This is a genomic window from Rhizobium sp. LCM 4573 (assembly GCF_001854865.1).
In the GTDB taxonomy this organism is placed as follows: Bacteria; Pseudomonadota; Alphaproteobacteria; order Rhizobiales; family Rhizobiaceae; genus Neorhizobium.
On sequence record NZ_MDDW01000029.1, the window covers coordinates 36,652 to 52,700 of the forward strand.

10 protein-coding genes and 1 tRNA gene are annotated in these 16,049 nt (G+C 62.3%); 8 read left to right on the top strand and 3 right to left on the bottom strand.

Going from position 1 to position 16,049, the window contains the following annotated elements:
- Positions 1-2: 2 nt before the first annotated feature.
- Genes LCM4573_RS24720 through LCM4573_RS24730 form a run of 3 tightly spaced genes read left to right on the top strand, consistent with a single transcriptional unit; the run spans position 3 to position 2,892 of the window.
- Complete coding sequence (locus LCM4573_RS24720) at positions 3-1,151, top strand: ABC transporter ATP-binding protein (protein ID WP_071009265.1); 1,149 nt, start codon at positions 3-5, stop codon at positions 1,149-1,151.
- Positions 1,152-1,161: 10 nt separating this feature from the next.
- The gene (locus LCM4573_RS24725) at positions 1,162-2,073 is read left to right on the top strand and encodes an ABC transporter permease subunit (protein WP_071009266.1); all 912 of its coding nucleotides are present in this window, start codon (positions 1,162-1,164) and stop codon (positions 2,071-2,073) included.
- Positions 2,074-2,892, top strand: a complete 819-nt coding sequence (locus LCM4573_RS24730; protein WP_071009267.1) for an ABC transporter permease — start codon at positions 2,074-2,076, stop codon at positions 2,890-2,892.
- Here LCM4573_RS24730 and LCM4573_RS24735 read toward each other — a convergent pair whose 3' ends face one another.
- Entirely contained in the window at positions 2,893-4,689 is a 1,797-nt protein-coding gene (locus tag LCM4573_RS24735; RefSeq protein ID WP_198539786.1) for an AsmA-like C-terminal region-containing protein, read from the bottom strand.
- 178 nt (positions 4,690-4,867) lie between these two features.
- Here LCM4573_RS24735 and LCM4573_RS24740 point away from each other — a divergent pair, with 178 nt between their 5' ends.
- Positions 4,868-6,820 (top strand): acetoacetate--CoA ligase, encoded by a 1,953-nt coding sequence (locus tag LCM4573_RS24740; protein ID WP_071009269.1) that lies wholly within the window; start codon positions 4,868-4,870, stop codon positions 6,818-6,820.
- Positions 6,821-7,074: 254 nt separating this feature from the next.
- Here the strand turns inward: LCM4573_RS24740 and LCM4573_RS24745 are convergent, their stop codons facing one another.
- Together LCM4573_RS24745 and LCM4573_RS24750 are read right to left on the bottom strand one after the other, a co-directional pair.
- On the bottom strand, positions 7,075-8,679 hold the full coding sequence (locus tag LCM4573_RS24745; RefSeq protein ID WP_407071769.1) for an ABC transporter permease: 1,605 nt from the start codon (positions 8,677-8,679) through the stop codon (positions 7,075-7,077).
- A 122-nt stretch (positions 8,680-8,801) separates the two neighbouring features.
- Positions 8,802-12,404 (bottom strand): ATP-binding protein, encoded by a 3,603-nt coding sequence (locus LCM4573_RS24750; RefSeq protein ID WP_071009270.1) that lies wholly within the window; start codon positions 12,402-12,404, stop codon positions 8,802-8,804.
- A gap of 242 nt (positions 12,405-12,646) precedes the next feature.
- Here LCM4573_RS24750 and LCM4573_RS24755 point away from each other — a divergent pair, with 242 nt between their 5' ends.
- The 4 genes from LCM4573_RS24755 to LCM4573_RS24770 all read left to right on the top strand — a co-directional run bounded on the left by LCM4573_RS24755 (position 12,647) and on the right by LCM4573_RS24770 (position 16,024).
- Positions 12,647-13,093: a phasin gene (locus LCM4573_RS24755; protein WP_071009271.1), complete on the top strand. Its 447-nt coding sequence runs from the start codon at positions 12,647-12,649 to the stop codon at positions 13,091-13,093.
- Between the two features lie 131 nt (positions 13,094-13,224).
- Positions 13,225-13,301, top strand: a tRNA-His gene (locus tag LCM4573_RS24760).
- A 201-nt stretch (positions 13,302-13,502) separates the two neighbouring features.
- Positions 13,503-15,071, top strand: coding sequence for a polysaccharide pyruvyl transferase family protein (locus LCM4573_RS24765; RefSeq protein ID WP_071009272.1), 1,569 nt, complete (start codon positions 13,503-13,505; stop codon positions 15,069-15,071).
- 203 nt (positions 15,072-15,274) lie between these two features.
- Positions 15,275-16,024, top strand: a complete 750-nt coding sequence (locus LCM4573_RS24770) for a sulfite exporter TauE/SafE family protein (RefSeq protein WP_071009567.1) — start codon at positions 15,275-15,277, stop codon at positions 16,022-16,024.
- Positions 16,025-16,049 lie beyond the last annotated feature (25 nt).

The following is a 16,049-nucleotide window of genomic DNA, read 5'->3' on the forward strand; positions in this document are numbered from 1 at the left end:
GCATGGCGAAATCTCTCGGGCCGGTAAAGCGTAAATTCTCACCTTGGACGGACCCCGCCGCGGTCCCCTTCATCCGCTTCGAGAACATCACCAAGCGCTTCGGCGATTTCACCGCCGTCGACAATCTGACGCTCGACATCTACGAGCGGGAATTCTTCTCGCTTCTCGGTCCCTCCGGTTGCGGAAAGACCACCCTGATGCGCATGCTGGCGGGCTTCGAGGAGCCGACCGAGGGCCGCATCCTGCTCCAGGGCAAGGATATTTCCGGCGTGCCGCCCTATCGCCGCCCCACCAACATGATGTTCCAGAGCTATGCGCTCTTTCCGCACATGACGGTGGAGAAGAACATCGCCTTCGGCCTTCAGCAGGACAATCTCCCGAAAGGGGAGATTGCCGCCCGGGTCGAGGAGATGTTGAAGCTCGTCAAGCTCGAATCCTTCGCCAAGCGCAAGCCGAACCAGCTTTCCGGCGGCCAGCGCCAGCGCGTGGCGCTCGCCCGCTCGCTCGCCAAGCGCCCGAAAGTGTTGCTGCTCGACGAGCCGCTCGGCGCGCTCGACAAGAAGCTGCGCGAGGAAACCCAGTTCGAGCTGATGGACATCCAGACCAATCTCGGCCTCACCTTCTTCATCGTGACCCACGACCAGGAGGAGGCGATGACGGTTTCGGACCGCATAGCGGTGATGGACAAGGGCGTTATCGTGCAGGTGGCGACGCCGGCGGAAATCTACGAGGCGCCGAATAGCCGCTATGTCGCGGACTTCATCGGCGACATCAACATCCTGGAAGGCACGGTCGTTTCGACCGAAAATGCGCCTGGCGTGGTGCGCCTGGATAGCAGCGGCGTTGCGGTGGCCGTCGAGCAGGACTGTCAGGTGGTGAAGGGCGATCAGGTCGCCTTCGCGATCCGCCCGGAAAAGGTGCGCATGTCGCTCGATGCGCCGGCCGAAACCTCCATAAATGCGGTATACGGCGAGGTCTGGGATATCGGCTACCTCGGCGATTTCTCCGTCTTCCTCGTCAAGCTCGCCGATGACCGGATCGTTCGCGCCGCCCAGGCCAATGTCTCGCGCCTTGTCGACCGGCCGGTTACCTTCGGCGACATGGTCTGGCTCACCTGGCCGCGCGATGCCGGCATCGTTCTGACGCGATAGGGGAATCCGCATGGCCGAGACCAGCGCCACCACCACCCACGCGTCACCCGCCCGCTGGCTGGTGGTCGTGGTCCCCTATATCTGGCTGCTGCTCTTCTTTGCCGCGCCCTTCTTCATCATCGTCAAGATATCGCTTTCGGATACAGCGATCGCGATGCCGCCCTATACGCCGGTTTTCCAGGGCTTCGGTGCGATCCGCGATTTCTTCTCCCAGCTCGACATGGAGAACTATCTCTTCCTCACGGAAGATCCGCTCTATGTGCAGTCCTATCTCTCGTCGCTTAGGATCGCGCTGATCTCCACCATCCTGCTTCTCCTGATCGGTTATCCGATCGCGCTCGCCATGGCGCGCGCGCCGACGACCATCCGGCCGCTGCTGGTCATGCTGGTGATCCTGCCCTTCTGGACCTCCTTCCTCATCCGCGTCTATGCATGGATCGGCATTCTGAAGCCCGATGGGCTCCTGACGCTCCTGCTCCAGACGGTCGGCTTCCTCGGGCCGAACGATCAGGTGCAGATTTTCCGCACCGACATCGCCGTCTTCATCGGCATCGTCTATTCCTACCTGCCTTTCATGGTGCTGCCGCTYTATTCGGCGCTGGAGAAGATGGACAATACGCTCCTGGAGGCCGCGAACGATCTCGGCTGCCCTCCTCTCAAGGCTTTCTGGAAGATCACCTTTCCTCTTTCGCTACCCGGCGTCATTGCCGGCTCGATGATCTGCTTCATCCCGATTACGGGCGAGTTCGTCATCCCCGATCTGCTCGGAGGCGCCGATACGCTGATGATCGGCAAGACGCTGTGGACGGAGTTCTTCGGCAACCGCGACTGGCCGCTCGCCTCGGCGGTCGCCGTCATCCTGCTCCTTGCGCTGGTGGTGCCGATCATGATCTTCCAGAACCAGCAGAAGAAGGTGGTCTAGATGAAATCGTCAAGGCTCGACGCCACCGTTCTGACGCTCGGCTTCGCCTTCCTCTATATCCCGATCATCATTCTGGTGATCTATTCCTTCAACGCCTCCCGGCTGGTGACGGTCTGGGGAGGGTTTTCGCTGCATTGGTACCGCACCATGTGGTCGAATCAGGGGCTCATGGATGCCGCCTGGGTGACGGCCCGTGTCGGTGTTCTCAGCGCGACGATCGGCACGGTGCTCGGCACGCTCGCCGCGCTGGCGCTTGTGCGCTATGGGCGGTTTCCCGGCCGCATGCTGTTTTCCGGGATGATCTATGCGCCGCTCGTCATGCCGGAGGTCATCACCGGCCTTTCGTTGCTCCTGCTCTTCGTGGCGGCGGGAATCGATCGCGGCTTCTGGACGGTCACGATCGCCCATACGACCTTCACCATGTGCTATGTGGCGATCGTCGTGCAGTCGCGCTTGCTTACCTTTGATCGCAGCTTGGAGGAGGCCGCTCTCGATCTCGGCAGCCCGCCGGTGAAAACCTTCTTCACGATCACCCTGCCGCTGATCCTGCCCGCCGTGCTGGCCGGCTGGATGCTCGCCTTCACCCTGTCGCTGGATGATCTGGTCATCGCGAGCTTCACGACGGGACCCGGCGCCACGACGCTGCCGATCAAGATATATTCTCAGGTGCGCCTGGGCGTTACGCCGGAGATCAATGCGATCTGCACCATCCTGATCGGCTTGGTCACGCTCGGCGTCATCGCCACCTCGATCAGCATGAAACGCGCGGAGCTGCGCCGCATCCGGGACGAACACGCCGCGGCCCGTAACGCGACCTGATCAGTCGTTGAGCCGCTTGGTATCCGGGGCGGGAGCCGTCAGGATCACCGGAGAAGGCCAGGACCCGCCGATGAAGAAGGTGAAATTCGGCGCTTCCGTGCCCGCCGCCGTGATGTTCGCGGAAAGCGCCAGGCTGTTATCGACATAAGGCACCACGCCGCTGAAGCTGAGGGTCTCAGCGGCATTCGCGATCTCCGCCCTCTGGAGTTCGGCGGAGCCACCGGCGAAAGTCGCGGCCACTTCCATCCGGTCGAAATCCAGATCGTCCCCGGAAGCTTCGCTCAAGGGGAAGTAGTTCTTACTGGAGGCGAGCTGCCGCAAGGCGGCAAGATTGACGCCGGGAATGGTGCCCGGGCCGGCGGTGAAGCGCATCTGGCCTCTTGCATCCTCCCAGCTCGCCGTGCCCATCGGCTTTTCGAGGCTGAAGGAGAGTTCCAGCGAACCGCGCGCGGAGGGAAGGGGGCCGCTGAGGTTGAGACGGCGCGCGATGCTGGAGAAATCCGCGTTCTGGATCGAGAGCCTCAGCGCCGCGCCGCTCGAAAATCCATCCTTGGCGGAGGTGAGCCTGCCTGTCAGCGTGCCGGCTTCGAAATCGCTGTCGGCGATGTCGAGCCGGGTTTCGTCACCCGTCTTCAGCACGCTCACGGCAGCGTCGCCGAGCATGAAGGGGCCGAGCGCCGCTTCTTGCGCGGAAAGCCGGAGATCGAACTCGGCGCTTCTGTGCAGCGCGGTGATGTCCCCATCGGCCGGTGGGCCGTCCAGCAACGTCCGTGGCGGAATGGCGGCCAGCATGGAGGAGAAGTCCAGCTTGTCGAAGGCAAGCGTCCCGGTCAGCCGGGGTCGCCCACCGGATGGCAGGGCGAGGTCGAGAATTCCGGTCGCCCGGCCTTCATTGACCGCGAGCGATAGATCCTCGAAGCGCAGGACATCGCCGCTGATGCCGAGCCTGGCCTTCATGGCCAGCGATTTGACCTGCTCGGCCCCCGGTATCTCGATGCCGGACCAGGTGGTGAACGTCGGAACGTCGGGAACCGCGACGTCGAAACTGCCCGCAAGGAAGCTGTAGGCAGCAAGATTGGCGGTGCCGTTCATCCGGCCGGAAATCAGGTCGGATTGAAGGCTTCCGGCGGCTGCCGCATCGCGGCCGGAGAGCAGGAGAAGCGGCTGGGCCGAGTTGAGATCGAAGCTCGCCGCCCGGCCGTTCAGCTGTGTGCTCCCCTGGATCCTTGCAGGCTGGGAAAGCCGCGGCCAGCGGAGCTCGCCGTTGATCGCATTGAGCCGGAAGGAACGGTTGCTCGAAAGATCGAGCAGTTCCAGATTGCCGTTTTCGACCGTCACGTCACCCACGCGCGCGTCGAGATCGGCCGGTATGGTGTTTGCGTTGGCGGAGGCCGCCTGCCGCACGGCGGCGCTCAAGAGCCCGTCATTCGCCCAGTCGAGCCTGCCTTCCCTGTCGCGGATGACGAAAACGGAGGGTCTGGTGAGCTCGATATCCTCGAATACGATACGGCCCAGCAGCGCGGGATAGAGCTCGAACGAGGCCGAAAGCTTGTCGATGCGCGCCAGCAGGCGCTTGGAGCGAGCATCCTCCCTGGTGATCGTCACATCGGAGAGCGTGATCTGCGGCTCGGGCCAGAAACGGACTTCCGGCGAGCCGCCGATCGACACTTCGTGGCCGGTCCATTCCGCAACCGCTCGCTCCATGCTGCCGCGCACCACCGTGATGGAGATCAGAAACGGCGCGACGATCTGGACGACGAGGAGAATACCGGCGATCGCCAGAGCCGCGTAGAGCAAAAGCCGGACCCTCCGGCCGAGCGGCCGGCCCAGCTTTTCCCGAATGTTCCCGAGCGCTCTGATCATCAGGCTTGCGATATAGGAAATGCGGCCCGGGCGCAAACAGGAGCTCTGTTGAAATGCGCTTTTTCTCTTGCGGTGCAGCATGTTATACAGCCTCAAAAAGAGGAGGAGATTCATGGGAGTACAGCAACCGCTCTGGACGCCGTCCAAGGAGGTTTTGGAAAAGGCGCCGCTCAGCCGCTTCATGGCTTGGTGCGGCGAACGTCATGGTGCGAGTTTTCCGGATTACGACGCCTTCTACGGCTGGTCGATCACGGAGCCGGCGGATTTCTGGACGGCCGTTTGGGATTTCTGCGGGGTCAAGGGCGCACGGGGGACACGTGCGCTCGTCGATGGCGACGACATGCTCGCCGCCCGCTTCTTTCCCGACGCGACGCTGAACTTTGCGGAAAACCTTCTCTCTGGCAGCGGAGAAGAGGATGCCATCATCTTCCGCGGTGAGGACAAGGTGAGCTACCGCTGGTCCTGGGACCGGCTGCACATCGAGGTCTCCCGCCTGCAGCAGGCTTTCAAGGCGATGGGCATCGGCAAGGGCGACCGGATCGCCGCCATGATGCCGAATATGCCGGAAACCGTGGCCTGCATGCTCGCCGCCGCCTCGATCGGCGCGATCTGGTCTTCCTGTTCCCCCGATTTCGGCGAGCAGGGCGTGCTAGACCGCTTCGGTCAGATCGAGCCGAAGCTTTTCATCACCTGCGACGGATATTGGTATAACGGAAAGCTGCAGGACGTGGCGGAAAAGGTAAGGGCGGTCTCGAAAGTCCTCGGCGCTCCGGTCCTGGTCGTGCCCTATGCCGGCGACGCGTCGGCGCTTGCCGCTTCGCTTACCGATGGCCGCAGGCTTGCGGATTTCATCGCGCCCTATGAGCCGAAAGAACTGGAATTCGCTGAGCTGCCTTTCTCGCACCCGCTCTACATCCTCTTCTCTTCCGGCACGACGGGCGTGCCGAAATGTATCGTCCATTCGGCGGGCGGCACACTTCTACAGCACCTGAAGGAACACCGGCTGCATTGCAGCCTCGCCCCCGGCGAAAGGCTCTTCTATTTCACCACCTGCGGCTGGATGATGTGGAACTGGCTGGTTTCGGGACTTGCGGTGGGCGCCACCCTCTGCCTCTTCGACGGCTCGCCCTTCGCGCCCGATGGCAATGCGCTGTTCGACTATGCGGAACAGGAAAGGTTCGCGGTCTTCGGCACGTCGGCCAAGTATATCGATGCGGTGCGCAAGGGCGGCATCGTCCCGAGGAATTCGCACGATCTGCCGGCCCTTCGGCTCATCGCCTCCACCGGCTCGCCGCTTTCGCCGGAGGGGKTTTCATTCGTCTACGAAGATATCAAGAGCGACGTGCATCTCGCCTCCATCTCGGGCGGTACGGATATCGTCTCGTGCTTCGTGCTCGGCAATCCGCTGAAGCCCGTCTGGCGCGGCGAAATCCAAGGGCCGGGGCTCGGATTGGCGGTGGACGTCTGGAGCGACGACGGCAAGCCGGTGCGCGGCGAGAAGGGGGAGCTTGTCTGCGCCAAGGCCTTCCCCTGCATGCCGGTCGGTTTCTGGAACGACCTGGAGGGGAAGAAGTATCACGCTGCCTATTTCGAGCGCTTCGATAACGTCTGGTGCCATGGCGATTTCGCCGAATGGACCGAGCATGGCGGCATCGTCATTCATGGCCGGTCTGATGCCACCCTCAATCCCGGCGGCGTGCGCATCGRCACGGCGGAGATCTACAACCAGGTTGAGCAGATGGAGGAGGTGGCGGAAGCCATCTGCATCGGCCAGGATTGGGAGGATGACGTCCGCGTCGTGCTCTTCGTGCGGCTCGCAAACGGCGTGACCTTGACCGAGGACCTGGTCAAGGCGATCAAGAACCGCATCCGCGCCGGGGCCTCGCCGCGGCACGTGCCGGCCAAGGTGATCCAGGTGGCCGATATCCCACGCACCAAGTCCGGCAAGATCGTCGAGCTGGCGGTGCGCGACGTCGTTCACGGCCGGCCGGTCAAGAACAAGGAGGCGCTCGCCAATCCGCAAGCGCTCGAGCTTTTCGCGGGGCTGGAGGAGCTAAAGAGCTGAGGGAGCTGGAATGTGCCGGAATGGTCGTTTTGCCGGGTGCCATCCGGAAATGGCACGCTTTAACGCCCTGTTAAGGCACATTGATCGAGAATGAAGCAATTGGAAGACATTTCCCGTATGGAGATGGCGAAGCCTTATGCTTCCCACGGACATGATGTCTCCTCCCGACTTCACGTTGGACAGCATTGAACTTTAAAAGGCAGCGTGTGCTGCCTTTCTTTTGGCTTCGAATACCCTCATAGATTGCCAATGTTTCAATCTTCGCGCTCGCGACCGTTGTCCAGAGACCGCGAGACGAACAGAACCGGGATCAGGCCGGCCGCGATGATGATCATGGCCGCCACGGAGGAATCCTCGATCCTGGCGCGGGAGGCATCCTCGTAGACGAGGGTTGCGAGCGTATTGAAGTTGAACGGCCTGAGCAGGATCGTCGCCGAGAGCTCCTTCATCGTCTCGATGAAGACAAAGAGGGCGGCCGTCATGATCGCCGGGCGCATGTTGGGCAGAAGCACCGAAAGCAGCGTCTGGTTCCTGCTCCTTCCAAGCGTCCGCGCAGCCATGTCGAGATGCGGCGAAAGCTTGTGGAAGCCCGCATCGAGCGTGCCTTCCGCCATGGTCATGAACCGCACCGTGCAGGCATAGACGATCGCAAATCCGGTGCCGGAAAGCAGAAGGCCGGTGGACATGCCGAACTGCGCCCGCAGGAAGCCGTCTATGGCGTTGTCGAAGCTTGCAAGCGGGATGAGCACGCCGATCGCCAGCACCGTGCCCGGCACGCCGTAGCCGAGAGAGGCGATGCGCCCGGCTGCCGTAGTCGGGGTCGAGCGTTCCGCGCGCGCCGCATAGGCCAGAACGAAACCGAGGGCGACGGCTGCGAGTGCCGCCGCGGAGGAGACGACGATACTGTGCCACAGCGCGTTCAAAAGCCTGGCGTCGGCGAAATTTTCAAGCCGGCTCAGCGCGAAGCCGCCGAGCACCGAGACGGGAATGGCGAAACCGATGGCGATCGGCAGCGCGCAGAACAGCGTCGCGCACCAGGCCCGCACCGCTGGCAGGCGCGGCCTTGCGCTATCGTTGACCAGGGCCGTCGTCTTGTTACTGGTGAAGCGCTGGCTGCGGCGGGCGGCGCGCTCCACGAAGATGAGGATTGCGACGACGCAGAGCATGACGCTTGCGATCTGCGCCGCGCCAATCAGGCTCCCGCGGTTGAGCCAGGTATCGTAGATCGAGAAGGTGAGGGTGTTCACGCCCAGGAATTCGACCGCCCCGATATCGTTCAGTGTTTCCATCATCACCAGCGTCAGGCCGATCATGATCGCCGGCCGCGCCATGGGAATCTGCACCCGCAGGAAGACCTTGAGCGGTCCGGCGCCGAGCGTGCGAGCGACGTCGGCCGCGGCGCGTCCCTGCATCAGGAACATGGAGCGGCAGGCGAGATAGACGTAAGGGTAGAGCACGGAACTCATGACCAGCACCGCGCCGCCCAGCGATCGGATATCCGGAAACCAGTATTCGCGCGAGGTCTGAAAGCCGAAGAGCGCGCGGTAGCCCGTTTGCACCGGGCCGGTGAAATCGAGGAATTCTCCGAAGGCATAGGCCGCGAGATAGGAGGGTATGGCAAGCGGCAGCACCAGAATGGCCGAAAGCAGGCGCCGGAAGGGGAAATCGAAGCTCGCCACCAGCCAGGCGGTCAGAATGCCGAAGAAGCAGGTCACGAGGCCCGTGAACAGGAGCAGCCTCACCGTGCGGCCGGTGGCGCGCGGCACGACATTGACCATCACATGCCGCCAGGTCTCGTCGCCGCTCGAAAAGGCGATCCAGAAGATGGCGATCACCGGCAGGGCGACGATCGCGGTAATGCCCGCCGCCGCCCAGGATAGTGATCGTGCCGGCCGCCGGACCGTCACCCTCGCCGCGTCAGTGCTCGTCGAAACTTGCAAGTCCAAGTCCTCTTTTCAAAGGACTGCTAACCCTGYAGGGCTCAGTTCGCAAGCACCCGCTGTGGCGGAAAGGTGATTTCCACCAGCGTGCCCTCGTTGGGCGAGGAGCTGATCGAGAAGGAGGCGCGGTTGGCGTCTACCATGGCCTTCGTCAGCGGCAGGCCTAGCCCGGTGCCATCGCCGCGCTTGCGTGCGCCGCCCGCGACCTGGCGGAAAGGCTTCATGGCGAGTTCCAGTTCCGAGCGCGTCATGCCTATCCCCGTGTCGCGGATGCGGAGCACGACGCTGCCATTGGGTTCATAGGCGGTGGAGACCACGATCTGTCCGCCGGAAGGCGTGAAGCGGATCGCATTCGAAAGGACGTTGAGGGCGATCTGCTTGACCGAGCGCAGATCGGCCACCACCGGCGGCACCGCATGGGAAAGCGCCGTTCGAATGATGACGCGCTGGCTGTTGGCCTGCGGCTGCACCAGCGAAACGGCTTCCGAAACCGTTTCGTTTAGGCCGACGGCTACGAAATCCAGGTCCATCTCGCCCGCCTCGATCTTCGAGATGTCGAGCAGGTCGTTGACGATGTCCAGCACATGGCGACCCGAACGGCCGATATCATTGGCATATTCGACATAGCGCGGATGGCCGATTGGACCGAAGCGCTCGCCGGCCATCATGTCGGCAAAGCCGATGATGGCGTTGAGAGGCGTCCTGATCTCATGGCTCACATGGGCGAGGAACTCGCTCTTGTGGGCATTGGCGGTCTCGGCGGCGCGCTTGGCCGTGCGCAATTCCTCTTCGGTGCGCTTCCACTGGGTGATGTCGCGGATCACCGCGCAATAGCCGTTGGAGGAGGTGAGGCGGCCGATCGTCATGAACAGCGGCAGGAAGCCGCCGGAAGCCTCGCGGCCAATCACTTCACGGCCGTCGTTCAGCACGCTTGCGACGCCATGGCCGGAAAGGCCGCCGAGATAATCCATGATCGCCCGCTGGCTCTCATGGGCAAACAGCATGACGAAGGGTTTGCCGGAGGTTTCCTCATTGTCGTAATTGAAGAGACCGCTTGCCGCGCGGTTCATGGAGCGGATATCGCCGTTCGCATCGATGATGACGACGCCGTCTGTCGCCGTCTCGAGGATCGCGCGCAGTTCCTCGACCTCCACCTGCAGGCGGGCGAGCTGATCGGCAGGGCGGGTAGGCCGCGCCGAAATGGCCTCGGCTCCGTCCTCGGGAGCTTCCGCTTCCGCCGCAATGGGCATGAGGGCGAGCATCAGCGCGGTGGATTCCTCCCAGCGTACCGACTGCAGCCGGGCTGTCACCGGAACGATCACGTCGTCGGCGCGAACCACCACCATGCCGCCGGCTTCCGCCGTCCTGTCCTCGAGCTCCTGCCGCTGCAGCAGGGCATCGAGGCCGCCGACCTCCGCCAGCGCTTCGATCGAGGGATAGCCGGTGAGCCGCAGGAATTCCGGGTTGCCGTGGATCAGCCTGTCGCCGCTATGCACCAAGAGAGCGATCGGCATCTGATCGACGATTTCCGAAGAAAGGCCGATTCTTTCGCGGATCGGCATCATCCTGCCGAGCAGTTCCCGATCCGACAAATCGATGTCCTCACCGGCAGGGTTTACCGTTTCTTCCACCGGGATTTCGTCCCAGATAGGCTCTTCCGGTGGCACGCCCATGTCTGCTCCGGCCTCATCGGGAGCTTCCTCGGCCTCGACAGCATCCGCGACCTCCTCCTGCGCAAGCTCCTCGGAGACCGTTTCGCCTTCCACAGCTTCCGGACTCGGCTCCGCGCTCGGAGTTTCTTCCGCTACGTCTGCCCGAACCTCTTCCGGCGGCCTGCCTTCGTTTTCCAATTGCGTAGCGGCCTCGTCATCAGGTCCTTCCTTGGCCTGGCCAATGAAGCCGTCCAGTTGGCGCGCGATCTCCTGGAACGCGGCCTGTTCGCCGGGGGTGARCCCCTCCTTTCGCGAACGGCGTTCCTCGAACTGGATCACCTTGTCGGTGTGGTGCCTGCTGCGGCTCTCGGCGATCTTGATTGCAGGGGGCTCGCCGTCGGGCCAGTCCAGCAAGGAGGGGAGAGGCGCATTCGCCGCCTTTCCGGCTTCTTCGGTCTTTTCGTCACCGGAAAGGACCTCGTCGCCGGTCTCTGCGACCGAGCCCGTTTCGGAACGCTCCTCGCTCGCCTGAGGTTCGGAAACATGCTCCTCTGACGGGAATGCAGCCTCCGCTATCGCGTCTTCCGGCCCCCTGGCGGGGCTGCTGCCAAGCGTCAGGCCTAGCGCTTCGGGGTCTTTCCTGGCGTCGCCCACGCGCACGATGCCGAATCCGCGGAAACCATCGAACTCTCGCGCACGGGTATAGGTTGGCAGGGCGGCGAGATCGACCGGAACCGCCAGGTCCGTGCCTTCGACAGGCCACCAGATGGTTTTCCCGGACCATGTATCGCGCTTGCCGAGCAGTTCGGTGATCTTGCCTTCCGGGTCGATTCGGAAGAGGGCTGCGATGCCGCTGAAGGCCATGCCGTTGATATCGGCGGCATGCGGCCCGACCGTTTCGGCGAATTCACCGGAGATTTCCCGGAACCGGCCTTCGGCATCGATCTTCCAGACGAAGCGGGTCGCGCGGGCATCGCGCCTGAAGACGAAACCTGTTTCTCCGGGCAAGGCCGGCACGGTCTCGGGCTTTGCTTTCTCCGCGGCCACCTCGCGTTCCGGCTCTTGGGTAGAGCCCGTGGCGCTCGGTTCCACCGCTGTCGGCGCAAGCAACTCGGTCGCCATATCCGGCTGCCGCCTTGCGGAAGGCGCTTCAGCTGCCGTCTCCCCGGTGTCGAGGGAGATTTCCTCCTCGGGCTCTTCGGTTTCCTCGATGCCGGCAACCGCGTCGATCGCCGCCTCGTAGCTGTGTGTATCCGCCGCTTCCGCGGGTGGAGGAGTGATCACAGCCTCCGCCTTGGGTTCGAAGCCGATGTTCTGATCGCTACGGCCCGGCAGTGCCTCCACTGTGAAAAGCAGGTGGAGGGCCGGTTCGTCGGAAAGCTTGCCGATCGCCGCGGGAAGATAACCCTTCGAGGTGGGGATGGGCCGCTTGGTGAGACGGCTCGGATCATTGCCGGTTATGGTCACCAGCATTTTTGCCGTCTTTTCGGTAACGCCGAGACCGTGAAAATCCGGTGAGGCGGCAATGACGGCGCCGTCTCCGTCCAGCACCGCCATATGCGTGTCCGGATCGTCGAGACCTTCGAGCATCCGCGCCGAAAGCGCCTCGCGGGAGAGCTTTTCCTTCTCCGCCGGCGCGGCGAAGAGCACGGCGGTTCCGCCCCCGACCCGGATGAGTTCGCACATCGCCTGGACGGCTATCCGCTGGAAATCGGCGGTGACGCGCATCACGAAGCTGCGGCTCTCTCCCACGGCGGAAAGCTGGCGTGCTGCCGCTTCCATTTGCCGGAAGGCGACATCGGTCCGGTTCGGCCCCTGGTCCAGAAAATCGTAGACGGATGCGAAGCCGAAAAGATCGGCGCCCCGGCCGTTCGCCCATAGCGCATCGCGCATGTCCGGCGAGAAGAGAGCTATCGCTTCGCCTGCCGCAAAACGGTCACGGACGCGCTCGTGCACGGCGATGTCGATGAACGGGTATTGGACTGCGGACATAGGCGAACCTGGTGATTTTCCTGACCGGTGATTTTGAGGGCAAATTAACAGATTGTTAAATAACCCTCCCCTGCATGTGGGTCCACTCGTAGGCCGGTCAATCCTGTTATAGGGTTAACGAGGCTTCGCTTCATTGTGCGGTGCACAATAATATTGCAATGCACAAGGCTATTTATTATATAAGGTTCATGAGCTCTTCGGATACAGCCGGAGAAATGCGTCAACAGGGAAATGTTCGACTCATGGCCTACAGAACTGATGATATCTTTTCCTTCTCCGCTTTCGATCCGTCCAGGCTGACCGAGAGTTTCCGCGAATTTGCAGAAAAAGGTGCGACCCAGTCGCGCGAAGCCTATTCCAGGATGAAAGCTGCCGCTGACGAGACGACGAAGACCGTGGAGATCACGATGCAGTCGGCCCAGGCCGGCACGGTCGAGATCGGCCTGAAGGCGATCGATGCGTTTCGCTCCAATGCCGATCTCTCGCTGTCGCATATGGAAGCGCTTCTCGGCGTGAAGTCCGTTGCCGAATTGGTCGAGCTTCAGACGGGTTTCCTGCGCAGGCAGGCGGAAATGACCGTCGAGCAGACCAGGGCTATGCAGGAAGCCACCCGCAAGCTCGCCGAAGAAGTTACGAAACCCGGCAAGGAAGCCGCCGAAAAAGTCATGGCGACCTTCACGGCCGCCTGAGCGAAACGCCGAAATTTCCGCTGCGAAGAAGGCCGGTCATGCTCCGGCCTCTTTCTTTTGCGAGGAAGGACTTGCAAAACACATGCGATGGCCGTATGTGACCCGCAACGCCGCTTCGGCGTATCCTTTGTGCGGTTGTAGCTCAGTTGGTTAGAGCGCAGGTTTGTGGCACCTGAGGTCGGAGGTTCGAGACCCCCCAACCGTACCATCCCCATCTTTTCAAAGCACATTTCAGGCGCCGATGGCGTCTAGCACGCGCGTGACGCCACGCGCCCGCCTTGCCGCATTTAATTGCATCCGGCCTTCAAAATCTTCTCGAACGCCCCAATTGGGCCAAGGATTGGAACCTCAATAGGCCGAGGCTCCTCCCGAGCTCATATCTTCCAACTAGTCCGGAGGCCTTGTTCATATGACCCGCCATTTACTGATCGGTGCCCTGGGCGGTCCCAATTTCGGCGACGAGGCCATCTTTTCCGCCTGGGTGCGGACGATCCGGGAAAGAGACCCTGCGGCTGAAATCTTCTGCGACGGATATGGGCTTCAAAACCTCACCCAATACGCCAAAGGCGTCGCCACGGTGCTTCGCCACGAAGAAAGTCTGTGGATGCTTTCCGCATCCATGGGAGCGGGTGACGCGGAAAAGTCGATCTGGGCGCATATCGAGAGCGAGCTGAAGCGGGAAGACGTCGCCGGGGATCTGGCCGACCGGTTGAAGGCTCTGGAGGGYTTCAGACCGGATGCCATCCACATCATCGGGGGAGGCTATTTCAACGAGCTCTGGCCTGCCAATTACGCGATACTCTTCTTCGCGAGAATGCTTGCGTGGAAGACCGGCGCCCGCCTTTTTGCGTCCGGGCTCGGTCTGACACCGGTCAACTCCAGGAATCTCGGGGGATTGCGCGGGCTGCTGTCGACATTCGATCACGTGGACGTGCGGGATACCGAATCCCACGAGCTATTCGCCGGTCTGGATGAAGGCCGCTTCTCCTGTTCGGGAGACGATGCACTTCTTCATTTGAGAGATGGCGATATTTCCTATCCGCTGCGGCTGCTGGACGAGCCGACCCTGACGATCTGCATCCAGAACGACCTCTTCCCCGGCGATACCGCTGCCTCCGGTATTTTAAGCGATGATCTCCTGAGGATTCTGGAGGCGCGAGGAATAAGGAAAATCGTCTATGCCATCGCCATGCAGGGCGATGTGGAAGGGCCGCCCGCCGGCCAGATAGAAAGCCTTAATGCCGCCGGCTTTACCACCGAGACGATCCCACCTTTTTCCCTGCTGGAAAAAGGCTTTCCTGTCAGTTCTGACGGCCTGGTGATCACGTCGCGCTATCATCCGCATTTCTTCTGCGCGCTCTCCGGCATCAAGGGTGTGGCGCTCACCTCCATTCCCTACTACGACACCAAGCACAGGGCCGTGCGCGAGATGGGAAGCAATTGGCCGGTGCTGGGTGGCGAGGAGGAGCTTTCTGGCCTGCCTGCCGTGGTGGAAAGTCTCTGGCAGCGGGACGAGCCATCATTTCGCCCGGAGGCGAAGAACGGCTTTATCGAGCGCAAGCGCGAGATCGCCACACGCATCCTCGATCGCAATTCAGGCAAGGATGCCTTCCCCATCGATATCGCCGGCACCTGGGAGGAGCTTCTCCATTCGCTGCAGCGGGAGCGAGGGGCCGCCCGCGAGCGGGAGGCTCAGGCGGGAGAGCGAGAAAGCGCTTTGCGGGAAACGATAGACAGAAACCAGGTGGAACGCGAGCAGGCCCAGGCGGAACTCGGCCAAGTTCGTACGGAACTTGGCCAGGCGCACGCGGAGCGTGAACAGACGCACGCGGAACTCGAACAGGTGCGGGCAGAGCTTGAGCGTGCGCGTGCTGAGGGTGCCGAATTGAAGGACAGACTTCTTCTAATGGAGAAGAGCAGATCCTGGCGCTGGACCGCACCCATCCGCAAGCTCGGTGCGCGAGGAAGCAAAACCTGACCTCGCCTTCTGCCGGGTTCACCTGATGCGGCTGTGGCCCGGTATCAACAGTTTCCGGCTTGGTTGCGCTTGATGTGCGGAAAAATTGGTGCCTATCTCGGCATCCGAAGCGTCGGCGGGGAGTGCATTGGTGAAAGGGCAGGAAAGTTTCGGATGGCGTCCGCTCGCAATGCGGGACGCGCCAAGGGCATGCCATGCTTGATGTGATGCTCGCCAACCCGGCCTTCAGCGCCGTGGCTCTGCTTTCCGCCTTCTTCGTCGGCCTTTCGAAGGGCGGGTTGCCGCTGATCGCGATCCTTTCCGTTCCCCTGTTCTCCCTTTTCATCTCGCCGGTAACAGCGGCGGCTCTGTTGTTGCCGATCTATATCGCCACCGATATCGTCGGGCTGTGGATCTATCGCGGCATATTCAGCGGCCGCAACCTGGCGATCCYCACGCCCTCGGCGATCGCCGGCGTCGGCGTGGGCTGGGCGACCGCATCGTTCATCCAGGAGTGGGTGATCACCCTCATCGTCGGATTGTTGGGCCTGCTCTACTGTTTCAACACCTGGCGCAAGCTCGGCAAATTCGTGCCTCCCCGACCGGCGGATGTGCCTCGCGGCGTCTTCTGGGGCATGATTTCGGGCTTCACCAGCTTCGTGTCGCATTCCGGCGGCCCGCCCTACCAGATCTATGTCCTGCCACAGCGGTTGGACAAGCTCGTTTTCGCCGGCACGACCGCGATCCTGTTCGCGATCGTGAATGCGGTAAAGGTTCTGCCCTATTGGGCGCTCGGCCAGTTCGACCGGGAAAATCTGTCCGCCGCGTTGGCGCTGGTTCCCGTGGCGATCATCGGCACCTTCATCGGCGCGCGGCTCTTGAGGATGATCCGGGACGATATCTTCTTCCGCTGCGTGGAGATCGCGCTGCTCATCATCTCGCTCAAGCTCATATGGGATGCGCTGAAGGGGTGAGAGAGGGTTGGCGTCTCCGGCGCGA